Raw genomic sequence first — 20,014 nt, forward strand, 5'->3', positions numbered from 1 at the left:
CCTGTCGGACGCAAAGTGGCGATCCAGCTCTTTGTTCGGCATCGGATTTTCCGAAAAGTGGTTTCCACTTTGCGGTCCGATGCTCTAGACGACGGCGGAACGACACCCATCAGATCGCAAGCCGCCATGACCACCTACAAGTCCGATTTCCTGCGCGTGCTCGACGAGCGCGGCCTCATCCATCAGGTCTCCGATCCGGCAGGCCTGGATGCTCTGTGCCGTCAGGGAACCCAGACGGCCTATGTCGGCTACGACGCGACGGCGACCAGCATCCATATCGGAAACCTCATTTCCCTTACGATGCTCTACTGGTTCCAGGAGACCGGCCACCGCCCGATCACGCTGATGGGCGGCGGCACCTCGATGGTCGGCGACCCCTCCTTCCGCGACGACCAGCGCAAGCTGCTCACCGTCGAGGAGATCGCGAGCAATATCGAGAGCATCAAGCGGGTCTTCGGCCGCATCCTGCGCTATGGCGACGGGCAGACCGACGCGATGATGGCCAACAATGCCGATTGGCTGCTGAAGCTGAACTATGTCGAGTTCCTGCGCGATGTCGGCCGGCATTTCTCGGTCAACCGCATGCTGTCCTTCGATTCGGTGAAGCTCCGGCTCGATCGCGAGCAGTCGCTGTCCTTCCTCGAATTCAACTACATGATCATGCAGGGCTACGACTTCGTCGAGCTCAACCGCCGCTATGGCTGCCGTTTGCAGATGGGTGGCTCCGACCAGTGGGGCAACATCATCAACGGCGTCGATCTCTCGCACCGGATGGGCGGCCCGCAGCTCTACTGCGTGACGACGCCGCTGCTGACGACCTCGTCGGGCGCCAAGATGGGCAAGACCGCAAATGGCGCGGTCTGGCTCAATGCCGACGTCTTCAGCCCCTATGATTTCTGGCAGTATTTCCGCAACACCGAGGATGCCGATGTCGGCCGCTTCCTCAAGGTATTCACGCGCCTGCCGCTGGACGAGATCGCCCGGCTCGCCGCGCTGGGCGGTGCCGAGCTCAACGAGGCGAAGAAGATCCTCGCCACCGAGATCACGGCGATCGTCCACGGCCGCGAGGCCGCGGAAGCGGCCGCCGAGACCGCGCGCAAGACCTTCGAGGAAGGTGCGCTGGCGGTCGACCTGCCGAGTGTCACGATAGCACGGGGCGAGATCGAGCCGGGCCTCGGCGTGCTCACGGCTTTCGTCAAAGCGGGGCTGGTGCCCTCGACCGGCGAGGCCCGCCGTCAGGTCAAGGCCGGGGGCCTGCGCGTCAACGATGCCGTCGTCACCGACGAGCGCGCCGCGCTCGGCCTCGCCGACCTGTCGTCCGACGGCGTGATCAAGCTCTCCTTCGGCAAGAAGAAGCACATACTGCTGCGGCCGGAATAAGCCGCGGCGGAACCTCTCAACGCAGCGGCGCCTGGCCGGGCTGGACCGGGCGCTGCGCCGGCGCGCCGCCGAGCGGGTCGACGAAGCGGCGCAGGATGCCGGGTGCGATCGCCGATAGCGGGTTGATCGACATGGTCGGCGCGCTCGCCGGGCCGGAGACGCGGAAATTCACCGCGAACAGCCCGCCATACTGGCTGCCGCCGCCGAGCAGTGCACCGACCACCGGCACCTGCGCGAAGGCGTTGTTGAAGGCATAGCCGGGCACGAACGTGCCGCCGATATCGACCCGGTCGCGGCCGTAGTCGACATGCCCCTGCAGGGTGAAGCCGACCTGGTGGCCCCAGATCACCATGTCGGAGACGTCGAGGCGGCTGGCCGAGCGCGTGAACTCGGCCTTGAGCTTGGTGAACGCCACCTCGGTGGTATCGATGCGCTGCTCTTCGGGGCGATCGCCGGAAAAGGCATTCGCGGATTGGGCGCCGACCACGCGGCGCAGGGCCGGCTCGTCGCGCACGATGAAGTTCCGGAACAGCAGGTCGCCGCTCTGGTTCTCGCCGGCGCCCATGGTCAGGATGAGGTCGCCGCCATAGGCCTTGTTGTAGAGATCGAGGAAGCGCAGGAACGAACCGCCATTCTCTGACTGGACGACGAGCTGGTTGTTCTGGCGCCCCTGTTTCGCCGTCACCTCGGCCTTGCCGATCCGCCCGTGGAAATTGATGGAGCGCAGGTCCCCGCCACGCTTGGCAAGCTTGAGCGTACCGTTTGTGATGGCCTCGTTGTTGAAACCGGTCAGGATCGGCACGTCGAGGTCGACATCGTAATCCGCACCCTTCGTCCCGGACTTGTCGCCGCCTTTGCCCGACGGCGCCGCGCCCTGGATATCCTTGATGAAGGGGCGCAGATCCGCGACGGCGCCGCGCACCGTGAGCTTCGTGACGTTGCCGTCCCGCCGCGCGTCGAGCTTCAGGTTATCGCCGGGCGACAACCGAAACTGCGAGAAGCTCGCCACATCCAGGCCGTTCTGCTTGTTCAGCTCCACGCGCCCCTTGATCAGGGCCGATCCGGCATCGAACGTGAAGTCATCGAGATCCGGGCCGTCGGGATCGGCTACATAGAGAAAGCTGATCTTTCCGGCGCGCCCGGCCGGCTTGTTCAGGCCCGGAATGACGCCGTCCAACGCCACCTTGGTCAAGTCGATCTCGACGCGCGGCGGCCCATCGCCGCCCTTGCCGAAGGTTTTCGCGACCTTCACGGGAAGCGTGCCCAAGACGCCCGAATCCGTGCCGAAGCCGCGCCTCTGCCGGGCGGCTGCATCGAGATTGAGCTGCAGGATGGCCTCGCCCTGCCCCTTGCCGTTCTGCCTGAACTCGATGGTTCCCTTGTCGCCACCGATGCGCGCATCGCCGCGCAGGACAAGGCCATTGCGATCGACATTGACGGACAGGTTACCGCCCTCAAGCTTCTCCGTGCCGAGAAGCGTATCGGAGCTGACGTTCGACAGTGTGCCCGACCCGGTCACCGCGACCTCGTCCGGCCGCAAATCGTCCGCCAGCGGCAAGGTGATCACGACCTTCATGTCGCTGCTTCCCTTGACGGCGCTCGGATCGATCTGCCCGAGGTTGAAATCCTTGAGCGCCGGGAAGGCGAACAGCGCGGCCAGCCCGTCCATCGAGCCCAGCGAGCGGAAGCCGATGCGCGCCTGCGCCCGCCGCACCGCGTAATCGGGCATCGCGAAGCTGCCTTCGCTGAGCTGCAACTGCCGGCCATTTCCCAGCTCGGCCGTCGCCTTGCCGACCGCGAGCTGAACGGTCCGGCCCGTCACCTTGCCGGTGACTGTGGCATCGGCGAGCGGCGGCAGGCCCGGATCGGGCAGGTAGCGAACCTGATCGGCATCGATGACGACCGACAGGGCGCCGTCCGGCAGGCCGTGGCCACGGATCAGGCGGGCATGATCCTCCGGCGCCAGATCGAGATCGACGGAGAGCGACTTCATCCGGCCGGCAGCGAGCTGGCGCCGCAACGTCCGATGAACATCATGCGAGGTGAATTCGGGCCAGATCGCCAGGAGCGCGCGCGCATCCGAGTTGGCGGCCTTGATCGCGAAGCGTTGCAGCGGGGAATCGCCGACCTTCTGGATGAAGGCCGTCATGTCGACGGTCGCGGCCGGTCCGCGGATCGCGGCCTCCTCGATCGTCAGAGCGCCATTGGCGGGATCGATCTTCAGCGCTGCCCTGAGGCTGTCGATCTGAACGGCGGGGTCGGCATCGAGCCCGGCGAGTTGTCCGCCTGCGTCGAGGGCCAGCCGCCAGCCGCCATCGTCCTCGCGCAGCGAGCCCTTGGCCTTGAGCTGCGTCGCTCCGGCCTTGAGTTCCGCGCTGCGGATGTCGAGCTGCGTCAGGTCGGCCCCGCTCGCCAGCTCGAAACGTGCCGAATCGACAACCACTGGCGGCATCGGGCTTTCCGGGAACTTCAGCGTGCCCGAGTGGACGTCGATCTGCGCGGTGATCGACTTGCGGCCGTCCGGCGTCTGGCGGAGCGTCGCCTTGCCCTGCATGGGCATGCCTTCGACGATCAGCCCGCCAGTGCCGAAGGCGAGCGCGACCGCCTCGGCCGGTTCGAAGCGCAGGATGTCGATATCGGCGCGCTGGGTGCCGTCGGCCTCCGTCGACATGTCGACCGCCAGCTCCTTCCAGCGCTGGCCGGTGCGCCCCTTCATCCACAGACGGGTGCCGCGCTCGCCGTTGCGGGTCAGGCGGATCTCGACATCCTCGAGCCCCGCCTTCTGGCGGCCATCGGGATCGACCAGCGACAGGCGCGCGCCATTCATGCCGGCGGTTTCGAGCGCACCGAGCAGCCCGTCGCCGCGAGCCAGGGTCGAGATCGCGCCCATGATGCCGGTGAAGGCGTTCCATTGCGCCGCGTCGGGCAAGGTCGGCTGCGGCGGGGCTTCGACCGGCGCCGAATCGGCATTGATGACGAGAGCCCCGTCCTTATTCACCCCGAGGCGGACATTGACGCCGCGCAGGTCGACCGACACGAGCCGGATATCGCCCTTGAGCAGGGCGAGAGGCTCATAGCCCAGAACCGCCTCGGGCGCGCGGATGACGGCGCCGCTGCTATGGCGGAACGAAACCTGCCGAACCCTGAGCTGGGAGTGGCCGTCGATGCGGCTGAGCTCGGCGGCGGCGGCCTCGACCTCCCAACCCGGCCCCAGACGCTCCTCGATCGCGGACGAGATCCGACCCTCGAGGCCCGACAGCGGAACGATCCCCGTCACCAGGAGCGTGATTCCCGCCGCAGCCAGAACCAGGACGGCGACCGTGACAGCGACGCAGATCGTCGCGAGCCCGGCCTTTGCGCCGCGCTTCACGATCTCGATGTCGCAATCTTCGCCTGCGGGCTGCGTCTTTGCCTGCCCCGAAGCCGCGGCCTGAACGTCCTGGTCCGACAAAATCCGCGTGGTCCTTCTCGGCGCCGGTATCGGTCTGCACAGGGTGCGTCCGTTCGCCCCTTGCCGCAATCCCGGGAGACGTCATCCATGTCGATGCGGGCAGATGAAGCGATTCGGCAATCCGGAAGGGATTGCCACATCCTTCGCTGACCGATGACGTCGCTGGCCTGCTTACAGTGCCGCGGTCCATGCAGCGAGAAGGCGACGAAAGGAAGGCAGAAGCGATGCCACTGCAGGAAGGTGATCCCGCGCCGGATTTCACATTGCCCCGCGACGGCGGCGGAGAAATCAGCCTTTCCGCGCTGCGCGGCCGGAAAATCGTGCTCTACGCCTATCCAAAGGACAACACACCGGGCTGCACCGAGGAGGCGATCGCCTTCAACCACCTGCGCCAGGCCTTCGCCGCACGCGGCACCGAGATCATCGGCGTCTCGCCGGATTCCGTGCAACGTCACGGCAATTTCAAGCGCAAATATGAGCTGGACTTCGCGCTGCTGGCGGATGAGGAGCAGAAGCTCGCTTCCGCCTACGGCATCTGGGTCGAGAAGAGCATGTATGGCCGTACATATATGGGCATCGAACGTTCGACCTTCCTGATCGACGCCGACGGCCGCCTCGCCCGTATCTGGCGCAAGGTCAAGGTCACCGGCCATGCCGACGAGGTGCTGGCTGCCGCTCAGGAATTGTGAGCCGGCACCGGCCGGATTTGCGAAAGATTAACCCTAACAATCTCTAATGACGGTATCGGCAGCGTTCTTTCCGGTTCCGCGTATGCATAATCAGCCACAAACGGGCCCTGTCCTCTCGACCGTCGGCCTGGTCACCCACAAGACTTACACGATCCGCCGCTCGACGATGCTCGCCGGGCTGGCATGGCTGACCCTGACGACAGCCTGCACGGGCGCCGCGGGGTGGTACATCCTGAGCCGCGACGATCTCGCTGCGCGGCTGATCGCCCGCGAGACGACACGCCAATACGCTTACGAAGATCGGATCGCCGGCCTGCGCGCCGATATCGATCGCTATGCCAGCCGCGCCCTGCTCGATCAGGACGGCGTGGAATCCCGCGTCGATGAACTCGCGATCCGCCAGGCCGAACTGGAATCGCGCCAGTCGCTCGTCACCGCGCTCACCGACACGCTGCAGTCGAGCGGGCTGCTGCCGGCTGCGAAGCTGCCGCTGCGCTCGCGGGTCATCAAGCCCGACGAGCCGATCCGTGCCTCTGGCGTCACCAGCTTCGCGCCGATCATGCCGGGCAAGCCGATGCCGGCCCCGGATACGCCGCCGCTGCGCGGCGCCGAAACCAATCCGTCGGGCGGCTGGCAGTCGGGCGAGGCTCCGGCCGAGCCGCCCGCCAAGCGCGTCGAAGCGACCCTGACCAAACTCGACCAGGCTATCGCCAGCACCTCCGACGCCCAGATATCGGCGCTGAAGGAGATGGACGAGACGCTGGCGGCAACCCAGAAGCGGCTGCGCAGCAGCCTTGCCGAGACCGGGCTCGATGTCGAACGACTGGCGGCGCCCGGCAATGCGGCCGGCGGCATGGGCGGCCCCTTCGTCCCGGTCAAGCTCGACGCCTCGGCCGGTCCGTTCGAGGCGACGCTGACCGCGCTCCAGCCGCGCATGGCCTCGGTCATGCGCCTGCGCGGCGCGATCGAGCAATTGCCCCTCGGCCGGCCGATGGCCGGCGACCACGACTTCACCTCCAATTTCGGCTACAGGACCGACCCCTTCACCCGCGGGCTCGCCATGCATACCGGCGTCGATTTCCGGGCCGAAACCGGTTCCTCGATCGTCGCCACGGCGCCGGGCAAGGTCGTCGCCGCGGAGTACAATGGCGGCTACGGCAACATGGTCGAGGTCGAGCACGCCAACGGCCTGAGCACGCGCTACGCCCATATGTCGGCGATCTCGGTCTCGGTCGGCCAGATGGTCAAGGCCGGCTCAGTGGTCGGCCGGGTCGGCTCGACCGGCCGTTCCACCGGTCCGCACCTGCACTACGAGACCCGCATCAACGACGAGCCGGTGGATCCGACGCGCTTCCTGCGTGCCGGCAGCAAGCTTCTCGCGAACGCTCTCTGAGTTCAGGCCGCAACAAAAAAGCCGCGCAACCCGCGCGGCTTTTTCTGTTTCAGGGGAACGCTGTCATCCCGGCGGAGCGAAGCGGAGAGCCGGTATCCCCGCCTGAACCTTGACGGGCACCGCTCCGGCATGGATCCCGGGTCAAGCCCGGGATGACGGCGCGGGCCCGGCTAGGAAGCGGGCAGCCTTCTAGTCGATATCCTCGACTTCGACCTCGGTCCCGTAGACGCGCTGGGCCAGCGACGCCTCCATGAACGGGTCGAGAGCACCGTCAAGCACCTCGGAAGGGTCCGTCGAGGCCACTCCGGTGCGCAGGTCCTTCACGAGCTGATAGGGCTGCAGCACATAGGAGCGGATCTGGTGCCCCCAGCCGATATCGGTCTTCGACGCCTGCTCGGCATTGGCCTTCTCTTCGCGCTTCTTCAGCTCGACCTCGTAGAGCCGGGCGCGCAGCATGTCCCAGGCCTTGGCCCGGTTCTTGTGCTGCGAACGCTCCTGCTGGCAGGAGACCGCGATCCCCGTCGGCAGGTGAGTGATGCGCACCGCCGAATCGGTGGTGTTGATGTGCTGCCCGCCGGCGCCCTGGGCGCGGTAGGTGTCGATCCGGCAGTCCGACTCCTTCACATCGATGATGATGCGGTCGTCGACGACGGGATAGACCCAGACCGACGCGAAGGAGGTCTGACGCCGCGCGTTCGAATCGAAGGGCGAGATTCGGACGAGACGGTGCACGCCGGATTCGGTCTTCAGCCAGCCATAGGCATTGTGGCCCTTGAACTGGAGCGTCGCCGACTTGATGCCGGCCGTGTCGCCGTCCTGATATTCGAGCGTCTCGACCTTGAACTTCCGCCGCTCGCCCCAACGCCGATACATGCGCAGCAGCATCTCGGCCCAATCCTGGCTCTCGGTGCCGCCGGCGCCGGGATGGATCTCGATATAGGTGTCGAGCATGTCGGCTTCGCCGGAGAGCAGCGTCTCGACCTGGAGGCGCGCGGCCTCGTCCTGCACGGCCTTGATCGCCTGCTCGCCCTCGGTGACGGTCGCCGCGTCATCTTCCATCTCGCCGAGCTCGATCAGCGTCAACGCGTCATCGAGTTCGCGTTCAAGCTTGGTGATGCCCTCGATCTGGGTTTCCAGCCCGGTCCGCTCGCGCATCAGCTTCTGCGCAGCTTCGGCATCGTTCCAGAAATCGGGCCCCTCCGAGAGGGCGTTGAGTTCCGCTAGGCGGCGCTGGGCTTGATCCCAGTCAAAGATGCCTCCTCAGCAGTCCGATCGACTGCTTGGCGTTATCGAGTTGCGTCTGGATTTCGGGGCGCATGATTCCGTCGAAACGTCCTTGTGAGCTCTGTGCGAGCGTTGAGATAGGGGTGAAAGCCGCGGCTGTAAACGCCCCCTCGACCTGAGCCCGCCATTGCAGCGAAGCTTGGCTCGAAAAAGCGAAATGCCCGGAGCAGTGCTCCGGGCATCGAGAAGACGCTGGGCTGGCTCAGTAGAGGCCGCCGGTTCCCGAGCCGACGGCGCGGCCGCCGCTGGGGCCGACGGACAGCGGCGCGCTGCCGTCGCCCGCGGCGCCGATCACCGAATAGCTGTCCGGCGGCGCCGTGCCCGGCTTGAAAGCCTCGAGGATGCCGCCCTCACCGCCGGCGCGCATGCCGCTGCGAGGATCGACGCGGATCAGCTTGATGCCGGCCGGCACGCGGAACGGCGTCGCCGGCTTTTCCTTCAGCGCGACCGTCATGAAATCCCGGAAAATCGGCGCGGCATACTGGCCGGCCGTGGCGGAGGTGCCGAGGGACTTGGGCTTGTCGAAGCCCATATAGACGCCGACCGCGAGGTCCGGCGAGAAGCCGACGAACCAGACGTCCTTGGCGTCGTTGGTCGTGCCGGTCTTGCCGGCGAGCGGCTTGCCGACCGACTTGACGACCGTCGCCGTGCCGGCATTGACCACGCCTTCGAGGATCGAGACCATCTGGTAGGCAGTCAGCGGATCGAGAACCTGCTCGCGGTTGTCGATCAGGCGCGGCTCGGACTGGTTCGCCCATTTATCGGCGTTGCAGCCTTCGCAGACGCGCTGGTCGTGACGGAAGATGGTCGAGCCCGAACGGTCCTGGATGCGGTCGATCAGGGTCGGGCGGATGCGCTTGCCGCCATTGACCAGCATCGAATAGGCCGCGGTCATGCGCATGACCGTCGTCTCGCCGGCGCCGAGCGACATCGACAGCACGGGCTGGAGATCGTCATAGACGCCGAAGCGGCGGGCATATTCCGCGATCAGCGGCATGCCGACATCCTTGGCGAGCCGCACGGTCATCAGGTTCTTAGAGAACTGGATGCCGTAGCGCAGCGTGCGCGGACCGGTCGACTTGCCGTCGTAGTTCTCCGGCCGCCACATCCCCAGCCCCGGCCCCTGATCGATCTCGATCGGCGCGTCGAGGATGATGCTCGACGGCGTGTAGCCGTTGTCGAGCGCCGTGGCGTAGACGAAGGGCTTGAAGGAGGAGCCGGGCTGGCGCAGCGCCTGCGTCGCGCGGTTGAACTCAGACTGGTCGTGCGAGAAGCCGCCGACCATGGCGAGCACGCGGCCCGAGAACGGATCCATGACCACGATTGCGCCGTTGACCTCGGGCAGCTGGCGCAGGCGCGCGAAGCCCGGCCGCGTGTCCATCGGCTCGATATAGACGACATCGCCGACCGAAACCGCCTGGGACACCCGCGCCCGGCGGGTCCATTTGATACCTTCGGCAGCCAGCGTGACGGTCTGGCGTTCCTTGTTGAGGTGGCCCGCATTGTCGCGCAGCGGATGCAGCCCGAGCTTGGCGCTGTCGCCGTTCACATCGAGCACGACGGCGAGCCGCCAGGGCGAGACGTCGCCGAGCACCGGCAGTTCGCCGATCGCGGCGCCCCAGTCGCGGCCGACATCGAGCTTCTGGATCGCGCCGCGCCAGCCACGCGCCTCGTCGAAGCGCACGAGACCGTCGACGAGCGCCTTGCGCGCCATCAGCTGGGTCTTGGGATCGACGGTGGCGCGCACGGAGAGGCCGCCCTCGAGCAGCTTCTTCTCGCCGTAGCGGTCCTGCAGCTCGCGGCGAATTTCCTCGGCGAAATAGCCGGCGGCGATCTGGTTCGGCGAAACGGTGCGCGGATTGACGCCGAGCGGCTGCTTCTTCGCGTCCTCGGCGACCTCGCGCTTGACGTAGCCGTTCTCGACCATGCGATCGATGACGTAGTTGCGGCGCTCGATCGCGCGGTCGCGGTTGCGGAAGGGGTGCAGGTCGGACGGCGCCTTCGGGAGCGCGGCGAGATAGGCCGCCTCCTGCAGGTTGAGCTCATGCACCGACTTGCCGAAATAGTTCAGCGCGGCCGCGGCGATGCCGTAACTGCCCTGCCCCGGCGCCGGCGCACCGAGATAGATCTCGTTCACGTAGAGCTCGAGGATCTTGTCCTTGGAGTAGGTCGCTTCGAGCTTCAGCGCGACGAGCGCCTCGCGGATCTTACGTTCGATCGACTGCTCGGGGCTCAGGAAGAAGTTCTTCGCCACCTGCTGGGTGATGGTCGAGGCGCCCTGGGGCCGGCGATTGGCGCTGCGGTTGCGGTAATTGGAGATCGCGGCGCGGACCAGGCCTTCGGGGTCGACGCCCATATGCTTGTAGAAATTCTTGTCCTCGGCCGAGATATAGGCGTCGACGACGAGCTTCGGCACGGCCTGGATCGGCAAATAAAGCCGGCGTTCGCGGGCGTATTCCGCGATCAGGCTGCCGTCGCCCGCATGGACGCGGGTCATCACCGGCGGCTCGTAGTTCCGGAGCTGGGCGTAGTCCGGCAGATCCTGAGAGTAATGCCAGATCAGGCCGCCGGCCACGGCAGCACCGATCACGAAGGCGATAGCACCGGCGGCGAAAAACCATCCGAAGATTCGCAGAATGAACCGCATCTCAGGCCCTGGACCCCATATCTGCCAACCGGCGGCGCCAAATCGGGGCGCTTCGCAAACCACAGCTATAACATGACGTAGATGGCGGAACCGTGGCCTTGAGACCACATTTCGCAGGATCCGACACAGTAACGGAAGCGCCCGCTCGGCCTGCGCTAGTTCCGGTTCTCCGCCGCCCGCCCGACAGAGGCGCGTTCGCGTGCGAAATAATTGTCGATCGCACCGGAAACCGCCGTCACGGCCTTGCCCCGCCATTCCGGCGAGTTCAGCAGTTCGGCGTCCTTCGGGCTCGACATATAGCCGAGCTCGATCAGCACCGACGGCACATCCGGCGCGCTCAGAACCCAGAATCGCGCGGAGCGCAGCGGGATCTTGTGCATCTTGATCGAGCCGCCGAGCTTGTCGACGAGATTGCGGGCGAAGACGCCGGAGAAGGTCCGCGTCTCCCTGCGGGCGAGGTCCATCAGGATGCCGGCGACGTCCTGGACCTCCTCGCTCGTTTCCAGGCCGGCGGCAGAGTCGGCCTCATTTTCCTTTGCGGCGAGCCTGGCCGCGTCGGCGTCGGTCGCCCGTTCGGAGCGCGTATAGACCGTGGCGCCGCGCACATCCTGCGCCTGCACCAGCGAATCGGCATGGATCGAGATGAAGAGATCCGCCTGCTCGGCACGCCCGACCTGCACCCGCTCGGACAGCGCGACGAACCGGTCGTCGTCGCGCGTCATCACGATGCGGTAGCGACCGCTGGCCTCGAGCTGTTCCTTGAGCGCCTTGCCGAAGGCGAGCACGACCGATTTCTCGGCGATGGAGGCGACCAGCGTACCCGGATCGATGCCGCCATGGCCGGGATCGATGACGATGGTGCGGCGCGACTCGCCGGCAGGCTTGGAAGGCATGGCCGGCATGACGGGGAGCGCCGCGGCTTCCTGGGGCTTCTTCGCCTTGCCCGCTTCGGCCAGGAATTCGGCCCGCGCCGCTTTCCTGAGCTCGATCGTCAGCTCGCCGAAGCCGCCACGCACGGTTTTCATCTCGGTCCTGGCGATCGTCGCGGGCTGGGCCAGGTCGATGATGATTCGCGCCTTGTCGGCCGTGAACAAGCCGTAGCGATAGCCGCTGACGAAACCGGCCGCCTTCCTGGCACTGGGCTGAATCTGGAAATTGGTCGAGGGCATCTCGACGATGACGCGATCGGGAGAGGCCTGCACCCAGGCATCGACCTCCACGATGGACGAGAGCATCATGGTCAAGCGCACGCTCTCGCCGCTCTGCTCGATGCGGGCGTCGGTTGCGACCGGATATTCGCTCTGCGGCTTGCCCTCGGCCCATGCACGCGATGTGACGATCGCGAGACCGCAGGCGGCCGCAACGATGGCGGCCCGCCATGCGAAACCGCGCGGCAAGCTATCGCGGCGACCCCGAGCGGCGTGGCTGATGCGCGAAAACAGCTGTAAAATCCCGTCTGTCGTCACCAAGGCTTAACCATAACGGGGGTGAAATCTTAAGAGGCGGTTACCATCTCCTCCACAGGGCGTGAACCGCCTCGGAGCGGTGGTCGGCGAAATGCAGCCGTCATGTGACTTGCAAATCACCATCACCTGTCTGTAATGGAATTGGCTGCCTGTCAGCCTGCCCATGGGACACACCCGGATCGAGATATCCGTCGGCGTCCGGAGCAGGTCGTGCTGCCTTCTCCTCCGGGAGCGGCAGCGGCGGGACGGCCGCAACGGATCGTCCGCAGACGGTTGGTATGGGGATTGCGAGTTTTCTGCGCCCCGCCCTGTCTCGCGAGCGTGCAAACGCGATGGGCCCGGCCGTGAGGCGGGTGCATTGCAGGTCAGGACAGATGACGGGGCTTACGACGCCGCTAGCACCAACGGTGAACCGTCCGAACCTGCGGGACCGCGCCGGGCTTTCAGCCCGAGTGGCCGTCCCGAGCCGCATTTCTGTCCAGACCGCTTTCCTCCTCCTGCAACATGCCGGCACGTGCCGGCCTCAACGCGGCGCCCCTGCCCGCGGCAGCGGACTCCCATCCGTAGCCGCGAGGCTTCCGGCAGCCGCGCCAATGGAAGTTTCATATGGCCAACAAGATGCTTATCGATGCCACCCACCCGGAAGAGACCCGGGTCGTGGTGGTCCGCGGATCGCGCGTCGAGGAATTTGATTTCGAATCCGCCAGCCGAAAGCCACTCCGGGGCAATATCTATCTCGCCAAGGTGACGCGCGTGGAGCCCTCGCTTCAGGCGGCCTTCGTCGAGTATGGCGGCAACCGCCACGGGTTCCTCGCCTTCTCCGAGATCCATCCCGACTATTACCAGATTCCGGTCGCCGACCGGCAGGCGCTCATCGACGACGAGGCGCGTGCCGAGCGTGACGAGGAACGCGACGAGGAGCGCCGCGAAAAGCGCGGCCGCCGCGACCGCGGTCGCCGTGGCGACCGCGACAACCGCGCCAAGAAGGCCGTGGCCGACGAGACCGTCTCGGCCGAGGTCGAGACCAATGGCGAGGATGCCGGGGAGCGCGTCGAGACCGACGGCAAGGAAGCCGCCATGGTCAATGAGGGCGCGCCCGCCTTCGGTGAGTTCTTTGCTCCGGACGTCGCGGAATCGACGAGCGAGGACGTCGCCGAGAACGCGGCCCCGCTGACCTTCGAGACCACGGAAGCCGGCACGCCGGACGAGTCGTCGACGGAGGCCGTCTCCGAGGAGCAGACCGAGACACAGGCCCGCAAGCCATCCGAGGATGGCGACGACGAAGATCATGGCGAGGATGCCGAGGAGCAGCCCGAGCAGCTCGGCGGCGGCGACGCCCTCGACGACATGCCGGAGCGTCCGCACCGCCAGTCGCGCCGCCAGTACAAGATCCAGGAGGTGATCAAGCGCCGCCAGATCATCCTGGTCCAGGTCGTCAAGGAAGAGCGCGGCAACAAGGGCGCGGCGCTGACCACCTATCTCTCGCTCGCCGGCCGCTATTCGGTGCTGATGCCGAACACCGGCAAGGGCGGCGGCATCTCGCGCAAGATCACCAATGCCGAGGACCGCAAGCGCCTCAAGGAGATCGCCCAGGAGCTCGAGGTTCCGGATGGGATGGGCCTGATCCTGCGCACGGCCGGTGCCTCGCGCACCAAGGTCGAGATCCGGCGCGATTACGAATACCTGATGCGGATGTGGGAGAGCGTGCGCGAGCTGACGCTGGCCTCCGTCGCTCCGGCGCTGGTCTATGAGGAGGGCAACCTCGTCAAGCGCTCGATCCGCGATCTCTACAACAAGGACATCGACGAGGTTCACGTCGCCGGCGACGAGGCCTATCGCGAGGCCAAGGACTTCATGCGCATGCTCATGCCGAGCCATGCCAAGAGCGTGAAGCCCTATCGCGACCAGACCCCGCTCTTCGCCGCCTTCGGCGTCGAGAGCCAGCTCGACGCGATGTTCTCCAACACGGTGACGCTGAAGTCCGGCGGCTACATCGTCATCAATCAGACGGAGGCCCTGGTCGCGATCGACATCAACTCCGGGCGCTCGACCCGCGAGCACAATATCGAGGACACCGCCCTCAAGACCAATCTCGAAGCTGCGGAGGAAATCTCCCGCCAGCTCCGCCTGCGCGACCTTGCCGGCCTGATCGTGATCGATTTCATCGACATGGAGGAGAACCGGAACAACCGCGCGGTCGAGAAGAAGCTGAAGGAGTGCCTCAAGGACGATCGCGCCCGCATCCAGGTCGGCCGCATCTCCGCCTTCGGCCTGCTCGAGATGTCGCGCCAGCGCATCCGCACCGGCGTGCTGGAGAGCTCCTCGGTCCCCTGCCCGCACTGCGCCGGCGCCGGCATGATCCGCTCGACGCCGTCCGTCGCGCTGCAGATCCTGCGCGCGCTGGAGGAGACGCTGATCAAGAGCGCCTCGCACAACCTGACCGTCCGCACCCGGCCGGAAGTCGCGCTCTATGTCCTCAACCAGAAGCGCGCCCATCTCGCCGATCTCGAGGCACGCTTCGCCATCGCGATCACGATCGCGACCGACGGCAACCTGATCGGCACGCGCTACTTCGAGGTCGAGCGCGGCGAGTTCGTCGGCAATGAAGCCCGCGTCGTTCCGACGAGCTTCAAGGCCGAGGCAATCGCCTCCGACGTCGATGACGAGGCGCTCGATGCGGCGGCCGAGGCAGCCGCGCTCGACGCCGAGACCGGCGGCAACGAGACGACGGCCGCCGAAGCCCAGGAAGAACGCGGCGAAGGCGAGCGCAGTGAAGGCGAGCGCGGCGAAAGCGATCGTGACGGCAACCGCCGGCGCCGGCGCCGGCGTCGTCGGCGGCGCGGCGGCGAGCGTGACGGCCAGGGCCAGCAGCTCGACGGAAGCCAGTCGGACGACGATGCCGAAGGTGACGAGGGCGAGGACGGCGAGGACGCTGCCGAGTCCAACGACAATCAGGTGGTCGCCGAGACCGTGATCGAGGCCGTTGCCATCGACGCGACGGAGCCGGCCGCGGAAGAGGCCGCCCCCGTCGAGACCGCCAAGCCGAAGCGCAGCCGCGCCCGCAAGCCGAAGGCGGAAGCCGCCAAGGAAACCGAGGCCAAGGAAGCCCAGGTGAAGGCCGAGGCGGTCGTCGCCGAAGCCGCCCCGGCGGAGGGCGAGAAGCCCAAGCGCAGCCGTTCGCGCAAGAAGGTGGTGCCGATCACCGAAGGTGGGGAAGCTGCTGCCGAGGCCGCTCCCGCCGAGGCAAGGCCCGCTGCGGCGGCTCAGCCTGCCGAGGAACCGGCGGCACTGGCCGAGCCTACGGCAGCGCCGGAACCCGCGCCTGCCCCGGCCCCGGTCGAGGAGCCCGTCGCGGTCGTGCTGACCCCGGCCGATCCGAGCCGGCCCAAGCGCGGCGGCTGGTGGAACAAGCTTGCCGGCCGCTCCTGAACACCAGGCACCAAAACCATAGAGACGAAGCCCGCTGCGATCCGCAGCGGGCTTTTTCATTTGTGCTATCGGCTGGCGGCCCCATTGGCAGTTTTCGGAAGGCGGGCCATGATGACCGCCGCCTTCGTCGCCTCTCGGGAAAGGAAGCCATGCCGCCGCCTCGCAACAGGGAGCGCGACGTTCTGATTGCCGTGTGCGCCGTCGCGCTGCTCGTTTCGGCCTATCTCGCCTGGCGTGCCGTCGGCTGGTTCGGCGTGGGGCTTCTCGGATTGCTGGTCCTGTTCATCGCGGTTCGGATCGATCTCGAAGGCAATCGGCCAATCGGCCCGCCGATGACGGCCGATCTCCACGCGAGCCAGTACCGCAGCGAGGCGGCCCATGGCCATGCCGAACGTGCGGGCCGCACGGCCGAGCGCGGCGGCATCGCCAGCGCCGCCCGCCTCGCCAGCCTGTTCGGCGGCGGGCTGGCGGTCGCCGGTTTCGGCCTGTTCTTCCTGCTGTAGTCGCTCAGCTCGCGGCCGGCGCGAGAGGGGTCGGTGGCGGCACCGCCGCGATCGCTGCTGCCGCGCCGCTCTGCGACCCGCCCTCGCCGCCGCGCACCGTGACGGCGTTGGACGCGAAGGGGATGTGGGCCTCGTTCAGCGCACGATAGACCCGTTTCAGCGCCTCGCGCTGCAGCATCGAGGCCTGGTTGGGCTTTCCGGTGAACTTGAGCCGGATCACGATCGCCTGGTCGGTGATATCCGCGACGCCCTGCATCTTGAGGGGGGCGATGAAGTGCGGCCCGTACTCCGCATCCTCCAGCAAGGCGAGCCCGACCTTCTTGATGGCCTTGCGCGCCTGCTCGATATCGGCCGAATGGTCGAGGCGGACATTGAACTTCACCGTCGCCCAGTCGCGGCTGGCATTGGTCAGCGACTGGACCTGGCCGAAGGGCACGGTGTGGATCTGGCCGCTCTGGTGACGCAGCTGCATGGAGCGCAACGAGATCTTCTCGACCGTGCCCTTTAGCCGGCCGGTATCGACATATTCGCCGACGCGGAAAGCGTCCTCCAGCATGAAGAACACGCCCGAGACGATGTCGCGCACCAGGGCCTGCGAACCAAACGAGATCGCGAGGCCGAGAATGCCGAAACCGGCGAGCAGCGGGCCGATGTCGACGCCGAGCCGCGACAGCACCACGAGAATCGTCAGGCCCAGCACGGCGCCCAGCACGACGCCGCGCAGCACCGGCAGCACCGTCGCCAGCCGGCTCGGCACGCCCTCCTCATGCGCCACATCCTCGTCGCCAGGGCCGACTACCCGGTGCTGCGGCTTGTAGGCCTCGAAGAAGGCATGCAGGAAAACCAGAGCGACCCAGCCGACGAAGGCGAACACGGCGACACCGGCGATCTGCCGCATGACGGCGGCGAACTGTCCCGAGCTCACGCCGAGGAGGAGCCCGGCCCAGAGCCGCGCCAGAATGAAGAAACCGACGGCCCACAACAATCCGACCGCTGCGGCCCGCAGCGCCGCGCCGCCGGCGCGCCTCATCGGGGTGGCGCCATGTTCCGCCTCCTGCCGCATCGCATGGCAGCGAAGCAGGCTGGCAATTCCCACGGCGAGGATCGGAATGATGACGATGGCCACCTGCGTCAGGGCCGAAGCCTCGGCCCAGCGCCCGCCATTCGACATCATCGCGGCGGCACTGCTGACCATCCACAGCACAGCCGTCGTGGCGATATAGAACCAGGCCGTTCCGGCCGCGATGAAGCGCCGGATCGGGCCGGGTTCGGACGATCCGGACAGGACCAGCACCGCGAGATCGTGCCGCCCGTCGTAGAACCACCAGATCTTGAACAGCGTGATGGCAAGCCCGGTCAGCGCGATCAGCCCCGTCACCGGCCGGGGACCGGAGCTGACATGGTGTGCAAGCAGGATTCCAGTCACGATCATCGGCGTCAGGGTCGCATAGACGACGAGCCGCCGGAAATGCCGCTCGGCACGCGGCAACGGCATGATGCGCCGCTCCGGTACGCCGGGCGACCCCAGGAACCGACCGACGGCGATATAGAGCGCGCCGATCGCCGCGCCGTTGGCACCGGTCGAGAGAGCGATATTCGCAAGATCGCTTTCCGGCAGCCAGGCGTTGCGGGCGATCCGCGCCACGGCCAGCGCCAGCAGGATCGTCGCGACGTCCTGGAGCAACCCCCAGGATGAGGCGATGAGTCGGGGTGTGAATTCGGGCCCCGCGGGCCGCAGCTTGCGGGCGAACCATCGTGCGGTCGCCATCCTGAATGCGAGGGCGATGGCGAGCGCAAGGCAGATGATCCCGAAAACCCGCCATCCGGGCGTCGGGCCGCTGCGGCCGTTCAGGTTGCGTTGCCAGGCCTGGCCCCAATCCCCCGGCAGCTGGGTGACGGTCGGGATCGAGGTCGCGCTGTATTCGACGCCGTCGACGAAACGGTCGACCAGCACATTGACCTCGGCCTGGAAGCTCTCCTCCTCGTCCGCCATCGAGGGCGCGGGCGCGGCGGCCTTTGGCTTTGCCTTCGCCTTTGCGGCGGGCTCCTGCGGAGCGGCAGCGGGCTCGACCGTGGAGGCTACCCCGCCAACTCGGATTTCGACCTGCCGGCCCGGAGCAGACAGCGCATCGACCATCTTGCGGATCGTCTCGGGAGTCTCGTCGCCGCGCAGGTTGAGCACGACGGGCGCCTGCGTCTCGGCCCGCGCCGGGCTGGAGATGCCGAGAAAAGCACTGGCCAGAAGGGTCGTGGCGAAGACAACAGCGCCGATGAGACGGGCTGAAGCCCGCTTCGGAGAAGCCCCGCCAGCTGCTGCGACGTCCATGGCCTACCTCCGGCTCGTCCTCGACGATGCAGAATGCGGAGCTTCCGCGGATTCTGGCAAGTGGCGTGCCGGGCTGTAGCCTCAGCGCTTCTTGAGCCAGCCGCCGATGCGGGAGACAGCATCCTCGCATTCGGCGAGCGAGCCCGCGAAGGAGAGACGCACCGTGCGCGCACCCCGCGCCTCGTCGAAGTCGAGCCCCGGCGTGATCGCGACCCCGGCCTCCTCCAGAACGCTTCGGCAGAAGCTCATGGAATCATTCGAATATCGGCCGATGTCGAGATAGATGTAGAAGGCGCCGTCGACCGGCAGGAAGTCCCCCAGCCCGATCTCCGGCAAGGCCTTCAGCAGGAAGGAGCGATTCTCGGCGTAGCCGGCCTTGATCGCCTCGCATTCCTGCGTCGCGTCGAAGGCCGCCTCGCCCGCCACCTGGCTGAGATAGGGCACCGAGATCGAGAAATTCTGCTGCAGGCGCTCGATGGTGCGCACCAGCCGCTCCGGCACCACCAGCCAGCCGACGCGCCAGCCGGTCATGCAGTAGTATTTGGAGAAGGAGTTGACGATGATCGCGTCCGGATCGGCCGCGAGCGCGGTCGTCGCGGGCGTCTCATAGGTCAGGCCGTGGTAGATCTCGTCGGAGATGTACCAGAGCCCGAGCTTGCGGCAGCAGGCGGCGACGTCGGCGATCGCCTCGGGCGCCATCACGACCCCGGTCGGGTTGGCCGGGCTCATCGTCAGCACGCCGGCGAGCGGCTTCTCGCGATGAGCGCGCTCGATCAGCTCCGGCGTCAAAGCGAAGCGCGTCTCCGGGCCGACTTCGATCGCGACCGGCTCGAGGCCGAGCGCGATCAGGATGTTGCGATAGGCCGGATAGCCCGGCGCCGTGATCGCGACCCGCGCGCCGGGCTGGAAGCAGGCGAGGAAGGCGAGGATGAAGCCGCCCGACGAGCCGGTCGTGACCACGACGCGCTCGGCCGGCACTTCGACGCCATAAGCTTCGCGATAGTGACGTGCGATCCGGGCCCGCAGCGAATCCGTCCCGAGCGCCTGCGTGTAGCCGATGCGGCCATGCTCCAGGGCGCGGGCGGTCGCGGCACGGATGGAGGCCGGGGTCGGCGCCGAGGGCTGGCCCACTTCCATATGCACCACCGAGCCGCCGCGCCGCTCGATCGCAGCCGCCTGGTTCATCACGTCCATGACGATGAAGGGCGCGACACGTTCGGCCCGCGCCGCCAGCGCGGGAATGATCGGAGTCTTGAGGTCGATCATGGCAGGCTTTCGCTGAAGAGCGTCGGGGTCGGCGGCGTGTTTGGCCGCGAAACGCGCGGCTTTCAAGCCCGATCGCATCACAGGGGCGCCACACCGGCCTGTTAGACCGCAGCAAGAACGCGACCAGCGCGTCCAAAAGCCACATGGCTGCCGCAAGCTGCTGTCAGAGCTGTGATTTGA

At 67.0% G+C, this 20,014-nt stretch carries 11 protein-coding genes; 5 read left to right on the plus strand and 6 right to left on the minus strand.

The annotated features are described in order from the left end of the window. The first annotated feature begins 126 nt into the window (after nucleotides 1–126). Nucleotides 127–1,380 carry a tyrosine--tRNA ligase gene (gene tyrS / locus AC1DVA_RS15900; protein WP_476806496.1) on the plus strand — a complete coding sequence of 418 codons (1,254 nt, stop codon included), beginning with the start codon at nucleotides 127–129 and terminating at the stop codon, nucleotides 1,378–1,380. A 16-nt stretch (nucleotides 1,381–1,396) separates the two neighbouring features. On the opposite strand, the gene AC1DVA_RS15905 is transcribed toward tyrS, so the two are convergent. Continuing rightward, the gene (locus AC1DVA_RS15905; protein WP_476806497.1) at nucleotides 1,397–4,831 is read right to left on the minus strand and encodes a hypothetical protein; all 3,435 of its coding nucleotides are present in this window, start codon (nucleotides 4,829–4,831) and stop codon (nucleotides 1,397–1,399) included. A 224-nt stretch (nucleotides 4,832–5,055) separates the two neighbouring features. Between AC1DVA_RS15905 and bcp the strand changes: the two genes are divergently transcribed. After that, nucleotides 5,056–5,520, plus strand: coding sequence for a thioredoxin-dependent thiol peroxidase (gene bcp, locus AC1DVA_RS15910; RefSeq protein WP_476806498.1), 465 nt, complete (start codon nucleotides 5,056–5,058; stop codon nucleotides 5,518–5,520). An 82-nt stretch (nucleotides 5,521–5,602) separates the two neighbouring features. Further along, nucleotides 5,603–6,913, plus strand: coding sequence for a M23 family metallopeptidase (locus AC1DVA_RS15915; RefSeq protein ID WP_476806499.1), 1,311 nt, complete (start codon nucleotides 5,603–5,605; stop codon nucleotides 6,911–6,913). 189 nt (nucleotides 6,914–7,102) lie between these two features. On the opposite strand, the gene prfB is transcribed toward AC1DVA_RS15915, so the two are convergent. From prfB to AC1DVA_RS15930, 3 genes are all read right to left on the minus strand, one after another. Next, nucleotides 7,103–8,231, minus strand: a protein-coding gene (prfB, locus tag AC1DVA_RS15920) for a peptide chain release factor 2 (RefSeq protein WP_265053221.1) whose coding sequence is annotated in 2 segments (ribosomal slippage) — nucleotides 7,103–8,161 and nucleotides 8,163–8,231 — 1,128 coding nt in all. Because the reading frame shifts where the segments join, the coding sequence is not laid out codon by codon here. A gap of 168 nt (nucleotides 8,232–8,399) precedes the next feature. After that, nucleotides 8,400–10,844 (minus strand): penicillin-binding protein 1A, encoded by a 2,445-nt coding sequence (locus tag AC1DVA_RS15925; protein WP_265053220.1) that lies wholly within the window; start codon nucleotides 10,842–10,844, stop codon nucleotides 8,400–8,402. Nucleotides 10,845–10,999: 155 nt separating this feature from the next. Beyond that, nucleotides 11,000–12,241 carry an N-acetylmuramoyl-L-alanine amidase gene (locus tag AC1DVA_RS15930; protein WP_476806500.1) on the minus strand — a complete coding sequence of 414 codons (1,242 nt, stop codon included), beginning with the start codon at nucleotides 12,239–12,241 and terminating at the stop codon, nucleotides 11,000–11,002. A 675-nt stretch (nucleotides 12,242–12,916) separates the two neighbouring features. On the opposite strand from AC1DVA_RS15930, the gene AC1DVA_RS15935 reads away from it, so the two are divergent. Beyond that, nucleotides 12,917–15,739 (plus strand): Rne/Rng family ribonuclease, encoded by a 2,823-nt coding sequence (locus tag AC1DVA_RS15935; protein WP_476806501.1) that lies wholly within the window; start codon nucleotides 12,917–12,919, stop codon nucleotides 15,737–15,739. Nucleotides 15,740–15,888: 149 nt separating this feature from the next. Beyond that, on the plus strand, nucleotides 15,889–16,242 hold the full coding sequence (locus tag AC1DVA_RS15940; protein ID WP_265053217.1) for a hypothetical protein: 354 nt from the start codon (nucleotides 15,889–15,891) through the stop codon (nucleotides 16,240–16,242). A gap of 4 nt (nucleotides 16,243–16,246) precedes the next feature. Here AC1DVA_RS15940 and AC1DVA_RS15945 read toward each other — a convergent pair whose 3' ends face one another. Together AC1DVA_RS15945 and AC1DVA_RS15950 are read right to left on the minus strand one after the other, a co-directional pair. Further along, the gene (locus AC1DVA_RS15945) at nucleotides 16,247–18,568 is read right to left on the minus strand and encodes a mechanosensitive ion channel family protein (RefSeq protein WP_476806502.1); all 2,322 of its coding nucleotides are present in this window, start codon (nucleotides 18,566–18,568) and stop codon (nucleotides 16,247–16,249) included. 81 nt (nucleotides 18,569–18,649) lie between these two features. Beyond that, nucleotides 18,650–19,834 (minus strand): pyridoxal phosphate-dependent aminotransferase, encoded by a 1,185-nt coding sequence (locus AC1DVA_RS15950; protein WP_476806503.1) that lies wholly within the window; start codon nucleotides 19,832–19,834, stop codon nucleotides 18,650–18,652. Nucleotides 19,835–20,014: the final 180 nt, after the last annotated feature.

It is taken from the genome of Allobosea sp. P4_C6 (assembly GCF_056402015.1).